General features: G+C 34.4%; 15 protein-coding genes. 3 read left to right on the top strand and 12 right to left on the bottom strand.

All coding sequences use genetic code 11. The annotated features are described in order from the left end of the window. From FLAVO9AF_RS10980 to aspS, 7 genes are all read right to left on the bottom strand, one after another. On the bottom strand, positions 1-531 hold the full coding sequence (locus tag FLAVO9AF_RS10980) for an NAD(P)H-dependent oxidoreductase subunit E (RefSeq protein WP_159688396.1): 531 nt from the start codon (positions 529-531) through the stop codon (positions 1-3). 81 nt (positions 532-612) lie between these two features. Further along, on the bottom strand, positions 613-1,851 hold the full coding sequence (locus FLAVO9AF_RS10975; RefSeq protein WP_159688393.1) for an NADH-quinone oxidoreductase subunit D: 1,239 nt from the start codon (positions 1,849-1,851) through the stop codon (positions 613-615). A gap of 32 nt (positions 1,852-1,883) precedes the next feature. Further along, on the bottom strand, positions 1,884-2,405 hold the full coding sequence (locus tag FLAVO9AF_RS10970) for an NADH-quinone oxidoreductase subunit C (protein ID WP_159688390.1): 522 nt from the start codon (positions 2,403-2,405) through the stop codon (positions 1,884-1,886). Positions 2,406-2,408: 3 nt separating this feature from the next. Continuing rightward, positions 2,409-2,957 (bottom strand): NADH-quinone oxidoreductase subunit B, encoded by a 549-nt coding sequence (locus FLAVO9AF_RS10965; protein WP_159691073.1) that lies wholly within the window; start codon positions 2,955-2,957, stop codon positions 2,409-2,411. Positions 2,958-2,985: 28 nt separating this feature from the next. Further along, entirely contained in the window at positions 2,986-3,351 is a 366-nt protein-coding gene (locus FLAVO9AF_RS10960; RefSeq protein ID WP_159688387.1) for an NADH-quinone oxidoreductase subunit A, read from the bottom strand. 231 nt (positions 3,352-3,582) lie between these two features. Then, positions 3,583-3,777 carry a cold-shock protein gene (locus tag FLAVO9AF_RS10955; RefSeq protein WP_024979890.1) on the bottom strand — a complete coding sequence of 65 codons (195 nt, stop codon included), beginning with the start codon at positions 3,775-3,777 and terminating at the stop codon, positions 3,583-3,585. 112 nt (positions 3,778-3,889) lie between these two features. Beyond that, complete coding sequence (gene aspS / locus FLAVO9AF_RS10950) at positions 3,890-5,641, bottom strand: aspartate--tRNA ligase (RefSeq protein ID WP_159688382.1); 1,752 nt, start codon at positions 5,639-5,641, stop codon at positions 3,890-3,892. 152 nt (positions 5,642-5,793) lie between these two features. Between aspS and FLAVO9AF_RS10945 the strand changes: the two genes are divergently transcribed. Together FLAVO9AF_RS10945 and FLAVO9AF_RS10940 are read left to right on the top strand one after the other, a co-directional pair. Beyond that, a complete protein-coding gene (locus tag FLAVO9AF_RS10945; RefSeq protein ID WP_159688377.1) occupies positions 5,794-6,798 on the top strand; it encodes a TlpA disulfide reductase family protein in 1,005 nt (334 codons plus the stop codon). 180 nt (positions 6,799-6,978) lie between these two features. Beyond that, the gene (locus FLAVO9AF_RS10940; protein ID WP_159688372.1) at positions 6,979-7,326 is read left to right on the top strand and encodes a toxin-antitoxin system YwqK family antitoxin; all 348 of its coding nucleotides are present in this window, start codon (positions 6,979-6,981) and stop codon (positions 7,324-7,326) included. Between the two features lie 81 nt (positions 7,327-7,407). On the opposite strand, the gene FLAVO9AF_RS10935 is transcribed toward FLAVO9AF_RS10940, so the two are convergent. The 5 genes from FLAVO9AF_RS10935 to FLAVO9AF_RS10915 all read right to left on the bottom strand — a co-directional run bounded on the left by FLAVO9AF_RS10935 (position 7,408) and on the right by FLAVO9AF_RS10915 (position 14,285). Then, a complete protein-coding gene (locus FLAVO9AF_RS10935; protein ID WP_159688370.1) occupies positions 7,408-10,581 on the bottom strand; it encodes an efflux RND transporter permease subunit in 3,174 nt (1,057 codons plus the stop codon). Between the two features lie 27 nt (positions 10,582-10,608). Continuing rightward, entirely contained in the window at positions 10,609-11,676 is a 1,068-nt protein-coding gene (locus FLAVO9AF_RS10930; protein WP_159688367.1) for an efflux RND transporter periplasmic adaptor subunit, read from the bottom strand. A 3-nt stretch (positions 11,677-11,679) separates the two neighbouring features. Then, positions 11,680-13,023 carry a TolC family protein gene (locus FLAVO9AF_RS10925; protein ID WP_159688364.1) on the bottom strand — a complete coding sequence of 448 codons (1,344 nt, stop codon included), beginning with the start codon at positions 13,021-13,023 and terminating at the stop codon, positions 11,680-11,682. 36 nt (positions 13,024-13,059) lie between these two features. After that, on the bottom strand, positions 13,060-13,659 hold the full coding sequence (locus FLAVO9AF_RS10920; RefSeq protein WP_159688362.1) for a TetR/AcrR family transcriptional regulator: 600 nt from the start codon (positions 13,657-13,659) through the stop codon (positions 13,060-13,062). A 95-nt stretch (positions 13,660-13,754) separates the two neighbouring features. Beyond that, a complete protein-coding gene (locus tag FLAVO9AF_RS10915; RefSeq protein ID WP_159688359.1) occupies positions 13,755-14,285 on the bottom strand; it encodes a YceI family protein in 531 nt (176 codons plus the stop codon). A gap of 279 nt (positions 14,286-14,564) precedes the next feature. Here FLAVO9AF_RS10915 and FLAVO9AF_RS10910 point away from each other — a divergent pair, with 279 nt between their 5' ends. Further along, positions 14,565-15,539 carry a polyprenyl synthetase family protein gene (locus FLAVO9AF_RS10910; RefSeq protein WP_159688356.1) on the top strand — a complete coding sequence of 325 codons (975 nt, stop codon included), beginning with the start codon at positions 14,565-14,567 and terminating at the stop codon, positions 15,537-15,539. Positions 15,540-15,574: the final 35 nt, after the last annotated feature.

The raw sequence follows: 15,574 nt of genomic DNA, 5'->3' as shown, positions 1-15,574 counted from the left end.
TTATTTATCGTGTAATATTATTTTATTATCTCGGCAATCAGTAATGATTTGATCGATTTTTTCTTCAGTCAAATGTTCTTTGTAGAAGTCACCTAGTTGCATCATTGGCGCATAACCACAAGCACCTAAGCATTCCACTCCTCTTACTTCGAACAAGCCATCAGCAGTTGGTTCTCCAACTTTAACACCTAATTTATCACAAGTGTAGTCCATTAAATTTTCTACACCATTCAAGCAACAAGGCGAAGTTTGGCAAAATTCGAACATGTATTTCCCAATAGGTCTTTGGTTGAACATGGTGTAAAAAGTAACCACTTCATAGACTTCGATGGGTTTGATATGAAGAATTTCAGCTACTTTATTTTGTAGTTCAATGCTTAACCAGTTGTCATGAGCATCTTGAACTTCATGCAAAACAGGCAATAGCGCTGATTTTCTTTTGTCTTCAGGATAATGACTGATTAGTTCATTGATGCGTTCCATCAATGCTTCAGTCATGTTTATTTCTTGATTGTAATGTTTTCTTTCCATTTTTATATTGTTTGCCGCAAAGGCTCAAAGTCACAAAGTTTTTTTAAATCTTAAATCTAAAAAAGCACTGCTTTAAAATCGTTAAGCATCTAATTCTCCTGCGATAACATTTAAACTTGATAATATTACTATCGCATCTGAAAGCATAGAGCCTTTAATCATTTCTGGATAGGCTTGATAATAAATAAAACAAGGCCTACGGAAATGCAAACGATAAGGTGTTCTACTTCCGTCTGATACTAAATAGAATCCAATTTCTCCATTGGCTCCTTCAACCGGATGGTATACTTCTCCAACAGGAACTGGAACTTCACCCATAACAATCTTGAAATGATAAATCAAAGATTCCATAGTAGTGTATACATCTTCTTTTGGAGGCAAATAATATTCAGGAACATCAGCGTGGTATTCATTACCAGCTGGCATTTTAGCTAAGGCTTGTTTGATGATGCTTAAACTTTCCCAAACTTCTGCATTACGTACACAAAAACGGTCATAAGTATCACCTGATTTTCCAACTGGTACAATAAAGTCAAAGTCTTCGTAAGAAGAATAAGGTTGCGCCACACGAACATCATAATCAACACCTGCGGCACGTAAATTAGGACCCGTAAAGCCATAAGCCAAAGCTTTTTCGGCAGTAATTCCTCCAACATTTACGGTTCTATCTATAAAGATTCTATTTCTTTCGAATAAGTTTTCAAATTCTTTCCAAGCTACTGGGAAATCTTCTAGGAAAGTGTTTAGTAATTCAAAGGCTTTTGGTGACCAGTCTCTTTCAAAACCTCCAATTCTTCCCATATTGGTCGTTAAACGAGCTCCACATATTTCTTCGTAAATTTCGTATACTTTTTCTCTAAATTGGAAAACATACAAAAATCCAGTATAAGCACCAGTATCTACCCCTAGAATGGAGTTGCAAATAAGGTGATCGGTTATTCTGGCTAATTCCATTACAATTACACGAAGGTATTGTGCTCTTTTGGGAACTTCAACACCTAATAGTTTTTCTAATGTCATCCACCATCCCATATTATTGATCGGTGAAGAACAATAGTTCATTCGGTCTGTAAGTGGCGTGATTTGGTAAAACGGACGATTTTCGGCTATTTTTTCGAAGGCTCTATGGATGTATCCAATGGTAGGTTCTGCTTCTAATATTTTTTCTCCATCCATCAATAAGATGTTTTGAAAAATACCGTGTGTTGCAGGGTGAGTTGGTCCTAAATTCAGAATTGAAAGCTCACTTCCATCTTCATTATGACGCTCTTTGATTATTTTAGCATAGCGATGCTCTGGTGGTAATAATAGTTCTGACATTTATCTAATGTGAAAAATTATAAGTTCTTTTTTTAGCAATTCGAAGGTGTTCTTCCGAAGAATCGGTCATCTTTGTCTGTTCTTCCACTGTCTTCCATTGGGAATTCTTTACGCATTGGGAAAGAAACCATTTCGTCCATATTCAAAATTCGTTTCAATTGTGGATGACCGATGAAGTTGATTCCAAAGAAATCATAGGTTTCACGTTCCATCCAATTGGCACAAAGAAAAATATTAGCAATAGATTTTACTTCTGGTTGTGAACCGTTCAAAAAGGTTTTGATTCGGATGCGCTTGTTTTCGTACCAATTGTGCATGTGATATACTACACCAAATTGTCTTTCTTCCTCATTGTCTGGGTAATGTACTCCACATAAATCGGTTAAGAAATGAAAACGTAGGCTTGGGTCATTTTTTAAGAAAAGAATTACAGCAGTAATTACATCAGCTGAAACTTCAAATGAAAAAATGTCTCTATCTTGATTGAATTGAAAAACAGCGGTTCCAAAAGTGGCTACTAATTTTTCTTGTATTTCGGTTGTTTCTAATGCCATCTTTTATTTGATATTATAAGAAGCTAATAATTCTTGGTATTCTGGGGAGCTTCTTCTTCTAACCGATTCGTTTTTTACGATTTCTTGTAGTTTCATAACACCCTCAACTATTTGTTCTGGTCTTGGAGGACATCCTGGAACGTAAACATCAACTGGGATTACTTTGTCAATTCCTTGAAGTACTGAGTACGTGTCGAAGATTCCGCCAGAAGAGGCACAAGCACCAACAGCAATAACCCATCTTGGTTCAGACATTTGTTCGTATACTTGACGTAAAATTGGGCCCATTTTTTTTGAAATAGTTCCCATAACCATCAACATATCTGCTTGTCTTGGAGAGAAACTTACTCTTTCAGAGCCAAAACGTGCTAAGTCATAATGAGAAGCCATGGTAGCCATAAATTCGATACCACAACAAGAAGTAGCAAACGGTAAAGGCCATAATGAATTGGCTCTTGCTAATCCCACAACATCATTCAATTTGGTTGCAAAAAAACCTTCACCAACAACTCCTTCTGGAGGAGCGACCATTTTTGTGTTAGAATCTGTCATAATTGATATAGTATTCAATTTCTATTATTTATTCCCACTCAAGGGCTTTCTTTTTGATAATATAGAAAAAACCAACTAGTAACAAAAGCATAAAAATAATCATTTTTATCATACCTTCGATACCTAACTCTCTGAAATTGATGGCCCAAGGATATAAAAAGATAACCTCGACATCAAATAAAACGAATAGGATGGCAACCAAAAAGTATTTCACAGAGAAAGGAATTCTGGCATTTCCTACGGATTCAATTCCGCATTCGAAATTTTTATCTTTGTTTTCAGAATTTCTTTTTGGACCTAATTTCCCAGAAATAAAGATGATTCCTGCTACAAATCCAACTGCAAGAAGCAATTGCATTAAAATTGGAATAAAGTTGATTTGTTCGGTTTGCATAGTAGTTTTTTTTCTTGCTTAAACGAGCCACAAAGATAGGTTGCAAGGATTTAAAACACAAGTTAAATGCCTGAATTCACTTCTAAACGTTTGTTAATCCATCCTAATTTTTAATGATTATAAATAAAAATTATAATTATTTCTTAATTTTAGTATAAGGCAAAAAAAAACGCTTCGATAAATTTCGAAGCGTTTTGCCATTTTGCAAAAAATACTGTAATATTTTTATGCTTAAAGTACTACAACTTGAGCAGCAACTTTACCTTTTCTTCCTTCTTCTTCTTCATAGCTCACTCGGTCTCCTTCGCGTAATTCTTCCGCTTTGATTCCTGATGCATGAACAAAAATGTCTTTTCCTGTTTCTTCGTCTGTAATGAATCCGTAACCTTTAGATTCATTGAAAAATTTAACTGTACCTGTACGCATTGTAATAATAATAATAATTTATAATGTGACAAATGTAATCTTTAATACAATACAAAAATGATTCGTGTCATACTTTTTTTTCAAAAATATTGATATACAGACTATTCAGTGTTTATTTTGAATTTAATTGAATGTGTAATTCGTTTAATTGAGAATCATCAATTCTTGATGGTGCGTCAATCATTACGTCTCTACCAGAATTGTTTTTTGGGAAAGCAATAAAATCACGAATGGTTTCTTGTCCTCCTAAAATAGCTACTAATCTATCCAATCCAAAAGCTAATCCGCCATGAGGTGGTGCTCCAAATTGAAACGCATCCATTAAGAATCCGAATTGTGCTTTGGCTTCTTCTTCTGTGAAACCTAAGTATTTGAACATTAATTGTTGTGTTGCTTTATCGTGAATACGAATAGAGCCGCCTCCAATTTCGTTACCGTTCAAGACCATATCATAGGCATTGGCTCTTACTTTTCCAGGATTGGTTTCAAGCAAATGCAAGTCTTCTGGTTTTGGTGAAGTAAAAGGATGGTGCATCGCATGGTAGCGTCCGCTTTCTTCATCAAATTCTAATAAAGGAAAATCAACTACCCAAAGAGGAGCAAACTCAGCTGGATTTCTCAAGCCTAATCTTGTTGCCAATTCCATACGTAAGGCTGAAAGTTGGGCTCTTGTTTTGTCGGCAGGACCAGACAATACAAATAGCATGTCTCCAGGTTTTGCACCTGTAGTTTTTGCCCAATTACTTAAATCCTCTTGGTCGTAAAATTTATCTACAGATGATTTAAAGGTTCCGTCTTCGTTACATTTTACATATACCATTCCGCTTGCACCCACTTGTGGACGTTTTACCCAATCAATCAATGCGTCAATTTCTTTACGAGTATAGTTTCCTGCACCCGGAACAGCAATACCTACTACTAATTCAGCAGCATTGAAAACTGGAAACTCTTTATGTTGAGCATAGGCATTCAATTCACCAAACTCCATTCCAAAACGAATATCTGGTTTGTCGTTTCCGTAGGTTTTCATAGCATGTTCGTAAGTCATTCTTGGGAATTTGTCAACTTCGATGCCTTTCAATTTTTTTAATAAATGACGGGTTAGCCCTTCAAAAACATTTAAAATGTCTTCTTGTTCTACAAATGCCATTTCACAATCGATTTGTGTAAACTCTGGTTGTCTGTCGGCACGTAAATCTTCATCACGGAAACATTTTACAATCTGAAAATATTTATCCATTCCACCCACCATCAATAATTGTTTGAAGGTTTGTGGTGATTGTGGTAACGCATAAAACTGTCCTTCATTCATTCGAGATGGAACTACGAAATCTCTCGCGCCTTCTGGTGTCGATTTTATTAAATAAGGAGTTTCAACTTCGCAAAAATCTAAATCAGAAAGGTATTTGCGCACTTCCATTGCCACTTTGTGACGGAAAAGCAAACTATTTTTTACTGGATTTCTTCGAATATCCAAGTAGCGGTATTTCATTCGAATGTCTTCGCCACCATCTGTTTCATCTTCTATAGTAAATGGAGGAGTTAATGCTGCATTTAAAATTGTTAATTCTGTTACCAGAATTTCAATGGCTCCAGTTGGAATATTGTTGTTTTTGGCTTCGCGTTCAATAACGGTTCCTTTCACCTGAATTACAAATTCTCTTCCTAAGGTTTTGGCTAATTCAAATACCGTTTTGTCAGTACGACTTTCGTCAAATATCAATTGTGTAATTCCATAACGGTCTCTTAGGTCGACCCAATTCATGAATCCTTTATCACGAGATTTTTGTACCCAACCCGCTAACGTTACTTCTTGATTAATATGTGAGGCGTTTAATTCGCCACAATTATGACTTCTATACATGTTCCAAATTTTAGACTGCAAAAGTAAACACAAAAATTAAATTAACGCTAAAAGTTTGCAACATCCTTTTCATTTTTAAAAATATGTTAATTTTTTATTTTACTTGATTTTTACTCCTATGTTTGATGAGCATTAACACAAAAAATAACTTTATGAAAAAACTATGTATTGTGGCTCTTTTGGCTTTGGGAATACAAGGAAGTCAGGCACAAAAAAAAGAAGCTTTTACCCTTCAAGCCGAAATTGCTAATCGAAATAGTGATACCATTCGAATTTTAAATAGAACCAATGGGAAAGAACTTTTGAAAATTGGCGTTGACAAGAAAGGCCTTTTTAAAGGAACTGCAGCTGTTGAAAAAGGTTTCTATATGTTGTATGATGGTAAAGAATACACACAATTGTATTTGAAGAATAATTTCAATTTGAAATTAAAAATGGATGCCAAACAATTTGATGAATCAATTGTTTACACAGGAGTGGGAGCAGTAGAGAATAATTTCTTGGCTCAAAATGCTGTTTCAGAATCTAAATTTGATTACAATTCTCTTTTGGCAGCCAGCGAAGTAGACTTTGCAAAGCGTATCGAGGAGAAAAAAGCAGCTGATATTGCTAGTTTGGAAGGTAAAAAATTAGATGCAGAATTTGTTGCGCTACAAAAACAAAGTATCGAAATGAATTTGGCTTCTTTAAAACAATACCATCAACAAATAGTGGAGAGTAATAAAATGAATGGTAGTGTTTCACCAACTTTTGAATATGACAATTATAAAGGTGGAAAAACGAAGTTAGAGGATTTTAGAGGAAAGTACGTTTACATTGATGTTTGGGCTACTTGGTGTGGACCTTGTCGTCAGGAAATTCCATTTTTGAAAAAAACTGAAGAAAAATATCACGGTAAAAATATCGTATTCTTGAGTATGTCTATTGATAAAGTTAAAGATGTTGAAAAATGGAGAACTATGGTGAAAGAAAAAGAATTGGGTGGTGTTCAGGTTTTTGCTGATAATGATTGGAATTCTAAGTTTGTACAGGAGTATAAGATTACTGGAATTCCAAGGTTTATATTAGTAGACCCTAAAGGAAATATTGTAAAAGCGGATGCACCAAGACCATCTTCTGCAGAATTACCTACATTATTAGATTCTTTGCTTAATTAGTCATTTTTTGTAATAATCATTTATAAATCAGCTGTTTACAGCTGATTTTTTTTGTTCCCAAATTTTTCCAATGTTAAGTTTTCACTCAATGTTACTAAATTGTTACCAAAAAGTTTTTTTAATGTAAAGTATTCTCTAATTTTGATAAGAGTAAGATATAAATCATTAAAAACTAACGATATGAAAAGATATTTAATAGCAGTAGCATTGGTGTTCTCAGGAATGATATATGCGCAAGATTCTAAACCTGTTTTAGAACCTTTTGGAAAAAAAGTAAAAGCTACCTATTTCTATGATAACGGACAAGTACAACAAGAAGGTTATTTTGAAAACGGTAAACTAGAAGGATACTGGGTAGCATACAATGAAGATGGAACCAAAAACGCCTCTGGATTTTATAAAGAAGGTGCCAAAGTTGGTAAATGGTTCTTTTGGAAAGATGTAAATTTAAGCGAAGTTGATTATTCTAATAATGCTATCGCAATGGTTAAAAATTGGAAACAAGAAGCTATTGCAGTAAAAAATTAATTTCTTTTTTTTATTTTATTAAAAAGGCCGTCTAAATCAAATTAGACGGCCTTTTTGTTAAACAAAACAAATATTCAAAAATTAAAGGGTATGCTTTGGATTAAATCCATCTTCACTTAATTCTTTATGGTCATAATCTGCAATCATTTCAGCTTCATAATCCATTTTTTCTCCTTTAGAGAATTTGGCAATGATTTTTTCCATAATCTCATAGATTACAGGAACAATAATTAAGGTTAGGAACAATGACGAAATCAATCCACCAATAATTACCCAAGCCAAGCCATTTTTCCATTCAGCACCTGCACCAGAAGCCAATGCAATTGGGAACATACCGAATACCATCGCAATAGTCGTCATCAAAATCGGACGCAAACGAGCGTGATTCGCTTGGATTAAAGCTTTACGAATGGTTTCTCCAGCGGCTCTTCTTTGATTGGTGTAGTCTACAAGCATAATGGCATTTTTACAAACCAGACCAATAAGCATAATAATACCTAAAATGGTAAATATATTTAGCGAGTTATTGGTAAGTGCCAATGCAAGTAATGCACCAATGAATGATAATGGAATGGCGAAAAGAACGACAAATGGGTGAACAAAGCTGTCATATAGACCAACCATTACAAGATAAACAAGAATAATTGCTGCTAAAAGCGCTATTCCCAAAGTACCAAAACCTTCGCTTTGGTTTTCTTGGTCTCCGCCCCAAATATAGTCTACACCAGTTGGTTTAGGCAATTTGTCTAATCTTGCTTGCCATTGATTAACAATGGTTCCTGCTGGTACACCAACATTTTGCCCTTGTACCGTTACAGATGCAGTTTTGTCACGTCTTTCTAATTTACTTGGTCCAGAACCTTCAGTAATTGTAGCAAATTGAGACAGCTTTATTTGTTGTCCAGCATTGTTTACAAATATCAAATTACTAACATCGGTACTATTTTTTCTATCAAAAGCATTGTACTTGATGTTGATGTCATATTCGTATTCACCAGCTCTAAATTTACCATCAGTATTACCGCTATAGGCAGTTTGCATTGTCATACCCACCGTTTGAAGTGTAAGTCCAAGTGCAGCCATTTTATCGCGATCCACCTTAACGTTAATTTCAGGGTTTCCGTCTTCAACGGTTAATTTAATTTCTGTTGTACCTGGTATTTTACGTAATTCGGCCTCAGCTAATTTGGCAAATTTCATTGCACTTTCTACATTTGGTCCAGTAACAATCAATCCCAATTTTGCATCTTCGGCTGTACCTAAAATACCAACAGGAACGGTTTTTACTTTTGATCCAACCAATACTTTTTCAAGCTTTCTTTTAATTTTTGCAGCATATACTGTAGCATCATCTGTACGATCTTTTTGTTCAATCATTTTTACGTTGATTTCAGCTTTGTATGCTGTTGATTGTGCAGCACCCATTCCTTCACTAGTTTGTCCTACTGTGGTAATTTGGCTAAAAACATAAGGCTCTTTCTTCAAATAAGCTTCTGCTTTTTGAGTCATAAAATTAGTTTGTTCTAAAGAAGCATCTTTTGGCATCTCAATTTGAACTAAAAACTCGCCACTATCTGAAGAAGCAAAGAATTCACCACCAATAAATCCAAGTGGTAATAAGGCAATTGATGAAAAGAACAAAACGAGTACAATCCCAATAGTTTTTATGTAATGATTTAAACACCATTCTAAAATTACAGTTACCCAATTTGTAAAACGAGTTAACATATTTTCAAAACCAAGAATGATTCTTCCAAATGCATTTTTTCCTTCAATGTGTTCTAGTTTTCCAAAACGAGAGGATAACCAAGGAATAATAGTAAAAGAGGCCAACAATGAAAGTAATGTTGAAATTACTACTGTCATACAAAATTGTGTAATGATATTGGATACCAAACCTGTACTCATAGCGATTGGTAAAAACACAACCACAATTACTAAGGTAATAGAAGTTACAGTGCCACCAATTTCGGCTGTACCATCGTAGGCTGCACGTACTTTATTCTTACCCATTTCCATATGCCTGTAAATGTTCTCGAGGACCACAATAGCATCATCCACAAGGATTCCGACTACTAACGATAATCCTAACAAACTCATTAAGTTTAAGGTATAGCCCAATAAGAAGATTCCAATAAATGTTGCAATTAAAGAAGCTGGAATCGAAACCATTACAATCAATGAGTTTCGAACACTGTGCAAGAAAAACAACATTACTAAAGCTACTAATATTACAGCTATTAATAAATCGTGTACTACAGAGTCTGCAGCTTCTAGCGTAAATACAGTACTGTCTTTTGCTACTTCTAATTTCAGCTCATTACCTGCATAGTCTTTTTCTAATTTAGCAATAGTTTTTATTAAAAGCTCACTAACAGCAACTGCGTTAGCATCTGATTGTTTTACAATTTGAAGTACAATTGCACTTTTTTGATTTACACGAGCAATTTTCTCGGCTATTTTTTGTGTGTCTTGAACATCAGCAATATCATTTAAACGAATTTGAATTCCGTTTTGTGAAGCAACCACAAGGTTTCTAAGTTCATCGACATTTTTGTATTTACCCGCTAAACGGATTAGAATTTTTTGCTCTCTAGTTTGTATGTTTCCTGTAGGGAAATCTAGGTTTGAGCTCAAAATTGCTTGTTGAATTTGAGGAACAGAGAGTCCGTAACCTTGAATTTTAGTAGCATCAAGATTTACTTGTATTTCACGTTCTTGGCCTCCAATGATGTTTACTTGTGCTACACCTTGAACACGAGATAATACTGGTGCAATTTTTTTATCTATCAGGTCGTAAAATGCCGCCTCATCCATTTTTCCATTAGCACCAATAGTCATAATTGGTAAGTCACTAAGTGAGAATTTGGTCAATGATGGTGGGTCTGCGTCATCTGGTAAATCACTCAAAATCGCATTGATTTTTCGTTGGGCATCATTCATAGAGATGTCCACATCCGCATTTGATGTAAGTGTAATGGATACGATAGAAAGACTTTCGTAGGATTTTGAGTCAATCTTTTTGATGTTCTCTAGCGAAGCAATTGCGTCTTCGATTTTCTTTGTTACCGTATTTTCAATTTCGCTAGGAGAAGCTCCTGGATATACAGTCGAAACTGTGATTACGTTGGTTTCAAATTTTGGGATTAATTCATAGCCCAATTGGCTGTAACTGAAGATTCCCCCTAATAATAGGATTGTAAACAATACAATCACTAATGAGGGACGTTTTATGGATATTTCTGCTAATTTCATAGTTGTCTAGGTGCTCGTTACAATCAATTATTTTATTATTTCTACCGTATTTCCGTCTTGCAAGTTGATTTGCCCAGTAACGATTACGGTTTCACCAGTTGTTAATCCGTTTAAAATCTCAACTTTGTCACCTAGTATGCGTCCAGCAGTTACATTTTTTAGTTTTGCAAAACCGTTTTCAACAACAAATACTTGGTTACTGCTAACACTTCCTACGAATGCAGCTCTAGGTACAATTGTCATGGTTTGTTTTTGTTGAGCTGATTTGAAAATTGCAGTTCCGTACATCCCAGCTTTAATATCATTATTAGCATTGTTTGAAATTTCTATTTCAATAGGGAAGTTCAAATTGCTATCTGCTTTAGCTGCAATAAAAGTAATACGACCGCTAAATTCTTTGTCAGGATAAACACTTGTTTTTACGCTGATAGTGTTTCCGGTTTTTAAACTTGCTACTTGAGCTTCACTAACTGTAACCTTAAGTTTTAGTTTGCTTACATTCACGATATCGAATAAAGCCGTTGCTGGCATTGCAGATAAGATTGATCCTGGTTCAATGTACTTTTTATTGATAATACCATTTATTGGTGCTTTTATACGAGTATCTCCAACAGTTATTTTTGCTTGTTTGTAATTGGCCTCAGCATTAGTTAATCCTAGTTTTGCTTGATCCAATTGTTGTTTGGTTACCCCACCAGTTTTGAATGCATTTTCAAATCGGTTATAGTCTGATTTGGCATTTATATATGCAGCCTCTGCAGCTTGTGCGTTTACATTAATAGCATCACCACGCATTATTGCTAAGGTTTGTCCAACACTTACTCGGTCTCCTTCTTTGGCAAGTACGCTAGTTATTTTTCCAGAACGTTCTGCAGAAAAAGTTAACTCTTGTGTAGGCTCAAAGTTACCATTAGCAACAAAGTCTAGTGATACTTCTTCTGTTTTTACTGGGGCTACTTTTACAGAAACACTGGCGTTTTTTTCTGCAACAATTGCAATTTTTGCTTCGTTTTCTTTTTTATTTTTTGATAAGATAAAACCAATTAAGGCTAGCGCTCCTACGATTATTATGATGGTAATACTATTCTTTTTCATGATTTAGTTATTTAATAGTGATTTTAGTTCTCCTTTTGATTTTATAAGTTTTATTTCTGCTAGAATATAATCTAGTATTGCTGATGTGTAATTGTTCTGGGCTTCTGTTGCGGCATTTTCAGCATCTAATAAATCTGTTAATGAAGCCAATCCTTGTAAATAGTTATTATTGGTATTTTTTAGGATTTCTTCTGCGAGACGCATGTTTTCTTTTTGGTTGGTTATAGTGATAGTGCTGTTTACAATTTGAGTATTAGCATTTTTATAATCTAAATCCATTGCCAATTGAGTGTCTTTGATGTCTTCTCGAATGGTTCTCAGCTCAACATCTGCTTGACTCACTTTTGCTTTGGTTCCAAAACCTGTAAAAATGGGTATTCTTAAGTTTAGTGTTACTGATGAGAAATCGGACCAATATACTCCGTCTGTTGGCTTTTTAAACCAAGGCATTTCAGGACCTTGACCTATATAATTGTAATTTGCAGCTAACGAAAGTGTTGGATAATATCCTGCTAATGCAGCTTTCTTTTGATAGTTAAGTAATTCTTCTTGTTTTTTTAGTAATACAATTTCTGTTCTACTATCTGGATTTGGAGCGGCACTCAAGTCAACTGGTCTTATTTTGAAATCATTGTTTGGGAATTCTAACTTTGTAGCAATAGGCATTCCAATGAAAAACTTAAGGGTGTTTTCTTGTAACTGCATTAAATTCTCAATTTGTTGTTTCTGCGTGGTTACATTGGTAATTCTCACATTCATTCTATCCAAGTCGATTTTTTTAGCCAAACCATTTTCGAACTGTCCTTTTACGATATCACGTGCTTTTTCAGTTGTTTTGAAAGTGTTTTCCAAGAGTGTTAGTTTTTGGCGTAACACATAGATTTGGTAGTAATTATTTGCTACAGCCTCAATTACTTGTTCTTCGGTGAGTTGCTCATTAATTTGATAAAATTCTCTTGTAGATTTTGCAGCTTTCAAACCTGTAAAAACAGATTGATCAAATAATGCTTGAGTCAAAGAAAGTGTTCCTACAGAATTCCATTTTTGACCAAAAACCGCTTGAATTGTTGTTCCTGGTTGGCCAAAAGAACCTCCGTCGATTACGTTTGTTTGTAAAATAGGATTGTAAGTTAAGCTACCATTTGCCGAAATTTGAGGTAGTGCTCTTGAACGAACCTCTTGAATTTGGTATTCACTATTTTCGACTTTTAATTTGGCTTTTTTTGCATCTGCTTTATTTTCTAAAGCATAAACCAATGCATCTTGTAAAGTAAGCTTCTTTACTTCTTGTGCTTGAAGATTAATCACAAGTAAAAAGACTGTGAGTATTGAAAGTTGGTATTTCATAGGTTAAAATTTGTTTGATACGTAATTGATTAATGATTATATGATGGAGTGATTTTCCAATTGTTTTTCTAGTTCAATAATTCCAGCTAAAGTCGCCATGGCTCTAATGTGGTATTCAAGTGCTTCTAATTCTAGTTGTTGGGCTTCTTTTTCGGAAATTGTATTCCCGTTGATTTCAAACACCAATGTATAATAGAACTTCACATAGGTTTCTACCGGTATATCCGAACGGTACAATCCCTCTCTAATTCCTTTTTCGATGTTTTGTTTAAAAACGGTATTGCACTCATTGACTTCTCTATCAACGAGTTTGTTGTAGATTTCTGGGTAATGTTTTTTTAATTGATACATTGGAGAGGTATCACCAGCATTGAACATCTCTTTGAACATTTTTCGGATTTCAAAATTTTCCTGAATGGCATTATGGTTTTGTTGCACAATGGCGTTAATACTTTGGTGCACTTCTTTGTGCATGACTTCAGTACTTTCTTCGATTAATATTTCTTTGTTGCAGAAATATTTATAAATAGTTTTTTTTGAAATACACATTTCTCCGGCTATATCATCCATTGTGATGCTTTTGAAACCTAGTTTCAAAAACAGTTCACCTGCTTTAGCCATTATTTTTTCTTTCATAAGTACTATAACTTTTTATGCTATTTGTTGTTGTGATGTATGTTGGATAAGTTAAGATAAAAGTAAATTTAAAAACTTTTTTAAAATACTGATTATCAATTTTTTAATATTTCAAATTCTAAGTTGGCCACCAATTTAATGTCTTGACCAATAGAAATTCCGCTATGCTGATAATTGTTATTGTACCACAAATCAAAATCACTTCGTTTTATTTTGGCAGTAACCTCTACTGATGCTTTTTGTTGGCCATCATAATTATGTATTCCAATGAATTCGGTGTCTAATTCTAGTGTTTTGGTGACATCTTTGATTGTCAAATCACCTTTTATGAAATTGATGTTTTTATTTACTTTCTGAAAAGAAGTCGATTTGAATTTGATGGTAGGATGCGTTTCTACGTCAAAAAAGTCGCTTAGTTTGGCATGAGAATCCATTTGCTCCATTTTGCTGTAGTTGTTATTTACATCCAATGAGAATTCTACTGCTGCATCTTCTATAGTATCTTGGTCCATAACTACGTAGCCGCTGAAGGAGTTTGTGTTGCCACCCAAATACGCTATAACTGAATGTCTTGCTTCTATCAATACGTCGGATTGATTAGAATTGATGGCCCATTTTGGATTCATGAGGGTGTGGTTTAATTTGTTTTTGGAAACTTGGTTGTTTTAGTATTAATACAAATAATTAAACATTTTGACGAGGCAAATATAGAAAGGAAACTTTAGATACCAAAAAAGTTTCCATTGTATTTCGAGTTTCCATCGTTTTTAACAATCTAAAACGTTTTCGGTAATCAAAATTTAACAATTGTTACACATGAAATTAATGAGCACTAGCATTTTTTCTAGTGATATTATGTTCCTGAATTGTATCTTTGGTGCTTTGCTAATCGAATATATACAGTCATGCAGTCAGTTTCCGCGTATCAGTCCTTTTTTGTTGCTTATTTAGAAAATCAAATTATTCTAAAAGAACCTCGTAATCTTTATGACCCAATTCAGTACATATTGTCATTGGGTGGAAAGAGAATGCGACCTGTTTTGACTTTGATGAGTGCTGAAATATTTGATGTTAGTTATGAAAAAGCGCTTCCGGCTGCAATGGCAGTTGAGGTTTTTCATAATTTTTCTCTAGTTCATGATGATATTATGGATGCTGCTCCTTTGCGAAGAGGAAATGTGACAGTTCACGAAAAATGGGACACAAATACTGGAATCTTATCTGGTGATGCGATGCTGATTTTAGCTTACCAATATTTTGAAAAATACGAACCGAAAATATTTCGAAAGTTGGCCAAATTATTCAGCAAAACGGCTCTCGAAGTTTGTGAAGGACAGCAATGGGATGTTGATTTCGAAACAAGAACCGATGTTACCATTCCTGAGTATTTGAAAATGATTGAATTCAAAACCGCCGTTTTGGTAGCAGCTGCGATGAAGATGGGGGCAATTATTGCAAAAACGTCTAAAACGAATGCTAAACTTATCTATGAATTTGGTTTAAATTTAGGGATTGCATTTCAGCTTCAAGACGATTATTTAGACGCTTTTGGAGATCCTGCAACCTTTGGTAAACAAGTAGGTGGAGATATTATTGAGAACAAAAAAACCTTTTTGTTTCTAAAAGCAATGGAGTTTTCGAATGCTACTTTACAAGCCCGATTATTGTATTTATTTACTGAATATGCTGATAATGTTGAGGCTAAAATTGAGGAAGTGAAGCAGATTTTTAATGAGAGTGGCGCGTCTCAAGCGACTCAAGATGCTATAAAAGAGTATACTCAAAATGCATTTGCTACATTGGATAAAATGAATATTGATGCTGACAAAAAAGCTTTATTGCAATCTTTTGGCGAAAATTTAATGCAAAGAAAAGTATAAAAACCACCATCAAAATCGATTTTAAAATGCATTCT

This window comes from Flavobacterium sp. 9R (genome assembly GCF_902506345.1).
Lineage (GTDB): Bacteria > Bacteroidota > Bacteroidia > Flavobacteriales > Flavobacteriaceae > Flavobacterium.
This window is presented reverse-complemented; position numbering and strand designations above follow the sequence as displayed.

Coding starts and splice junctions, on each gene's coding strand:
- FLAVO9AF_RS10980 (WP_159688396.1), bottom strand. CDS start 531: ATGGAAAGAAAACATTACAATCAAGAAATAAACATGACTGAAGCATTG.
- FLAVO9AF_RS10975 (WP_159688393.1), bottom strand. CDS start 1,851: ATGTCAGAACTATTATTACCACCAGAGCATCGCTATGCTAAAATAATC.
- FLAVO9AF_RS10970 (WP_159688390.1), bottom strand. CDS start 2,405: ATGGCATTAGAAACAACCGAAATACAAGAAAAATTAGTAGCCACTTTT.
- FLAVO9AF_RS10965 (WP_159691073.1), bottom strand. CDS start 2,957: ATGACAGATTCTAACACAAAAATGGTCGCTCCTCCAGAAGGAGTTGTT.
- FLAVO9AF_RS10960 (WP_159688387.1), bottom strand. CDS start 3,351: ATGCAAACCGAACAAATCAACTTTATTCCAATTTTAATGCAATTGCTT.
- FLAVO9AF_RS10955 (WP_024979890.1), bottom strand. CDS start 3,777: ATGCGTACAGGTACAGTTAAATTTTTCAATGAATCTAAAGGTTACGGA.
- aspS (WP_159688382.1), bottom strand. CDS start 5,641: ATGTATAGAAGTCATAATTGTGGCGAATTAAACGCCTCACATATTAAT.
- FLAVO9AF_RS10945 (WP_159688377.1), top strand. CDS start 5,794: ATGAAAAAACTATGTATTGTGGCTCTTTTGGCTTTGGGAATACAAGGA.
- FLAVO9AF_RS10940 (WP_159688372.1), top strand. CDS start 6,979: ATGAAAAGATATTTAATAGCAGTAGCATTGGTGTTCTCAGGAATGATA.
- FLAVO9AF_RS10935 (WP_159688370.1), bottom strand. CDS start 10,581: ATGAAATTAGCAGAAATATCCATAAAACGTCCCTCATTAGTGATTGTA.
- FLAVO9AF_RS10930 (WP_159688367.1), bottom strand. CDS start 11,676: ATGAAAAAGAATAGTATTACCATCATAATAATCGTAGGAGCGCTAGCC.
- FLAVO9AF_RS10925 (WP_159688364.1), bottom strand. CDS start 13,023: ATGAAATACCAACTTTCAATACTCACAGTCTTTTTACTTGTGATTAAT.
- FLAVO9AF_RS10920 (WP_159688362.1), bottom strand. CDS start 13,659: ATGAAAGAAAAAATAATGGCTAAAGCAGGTGAACTGTTTTTGAAACTA.
- FLAVO9AF_RS10915 (WP_159688359.1), bottom strand. CDS start 14,285: ATGAATCCAAAATGGGCCATCAATTCTAATCAATCCGACGTATTGATA.
- FLAVO9AF_RS10910 (WP_159688356.1), top strand. CDS start 14,565: ATGCAGTCAGTTTCCGCGTATCAGTCCTTTTTTGTTGCTTATTTAGAA.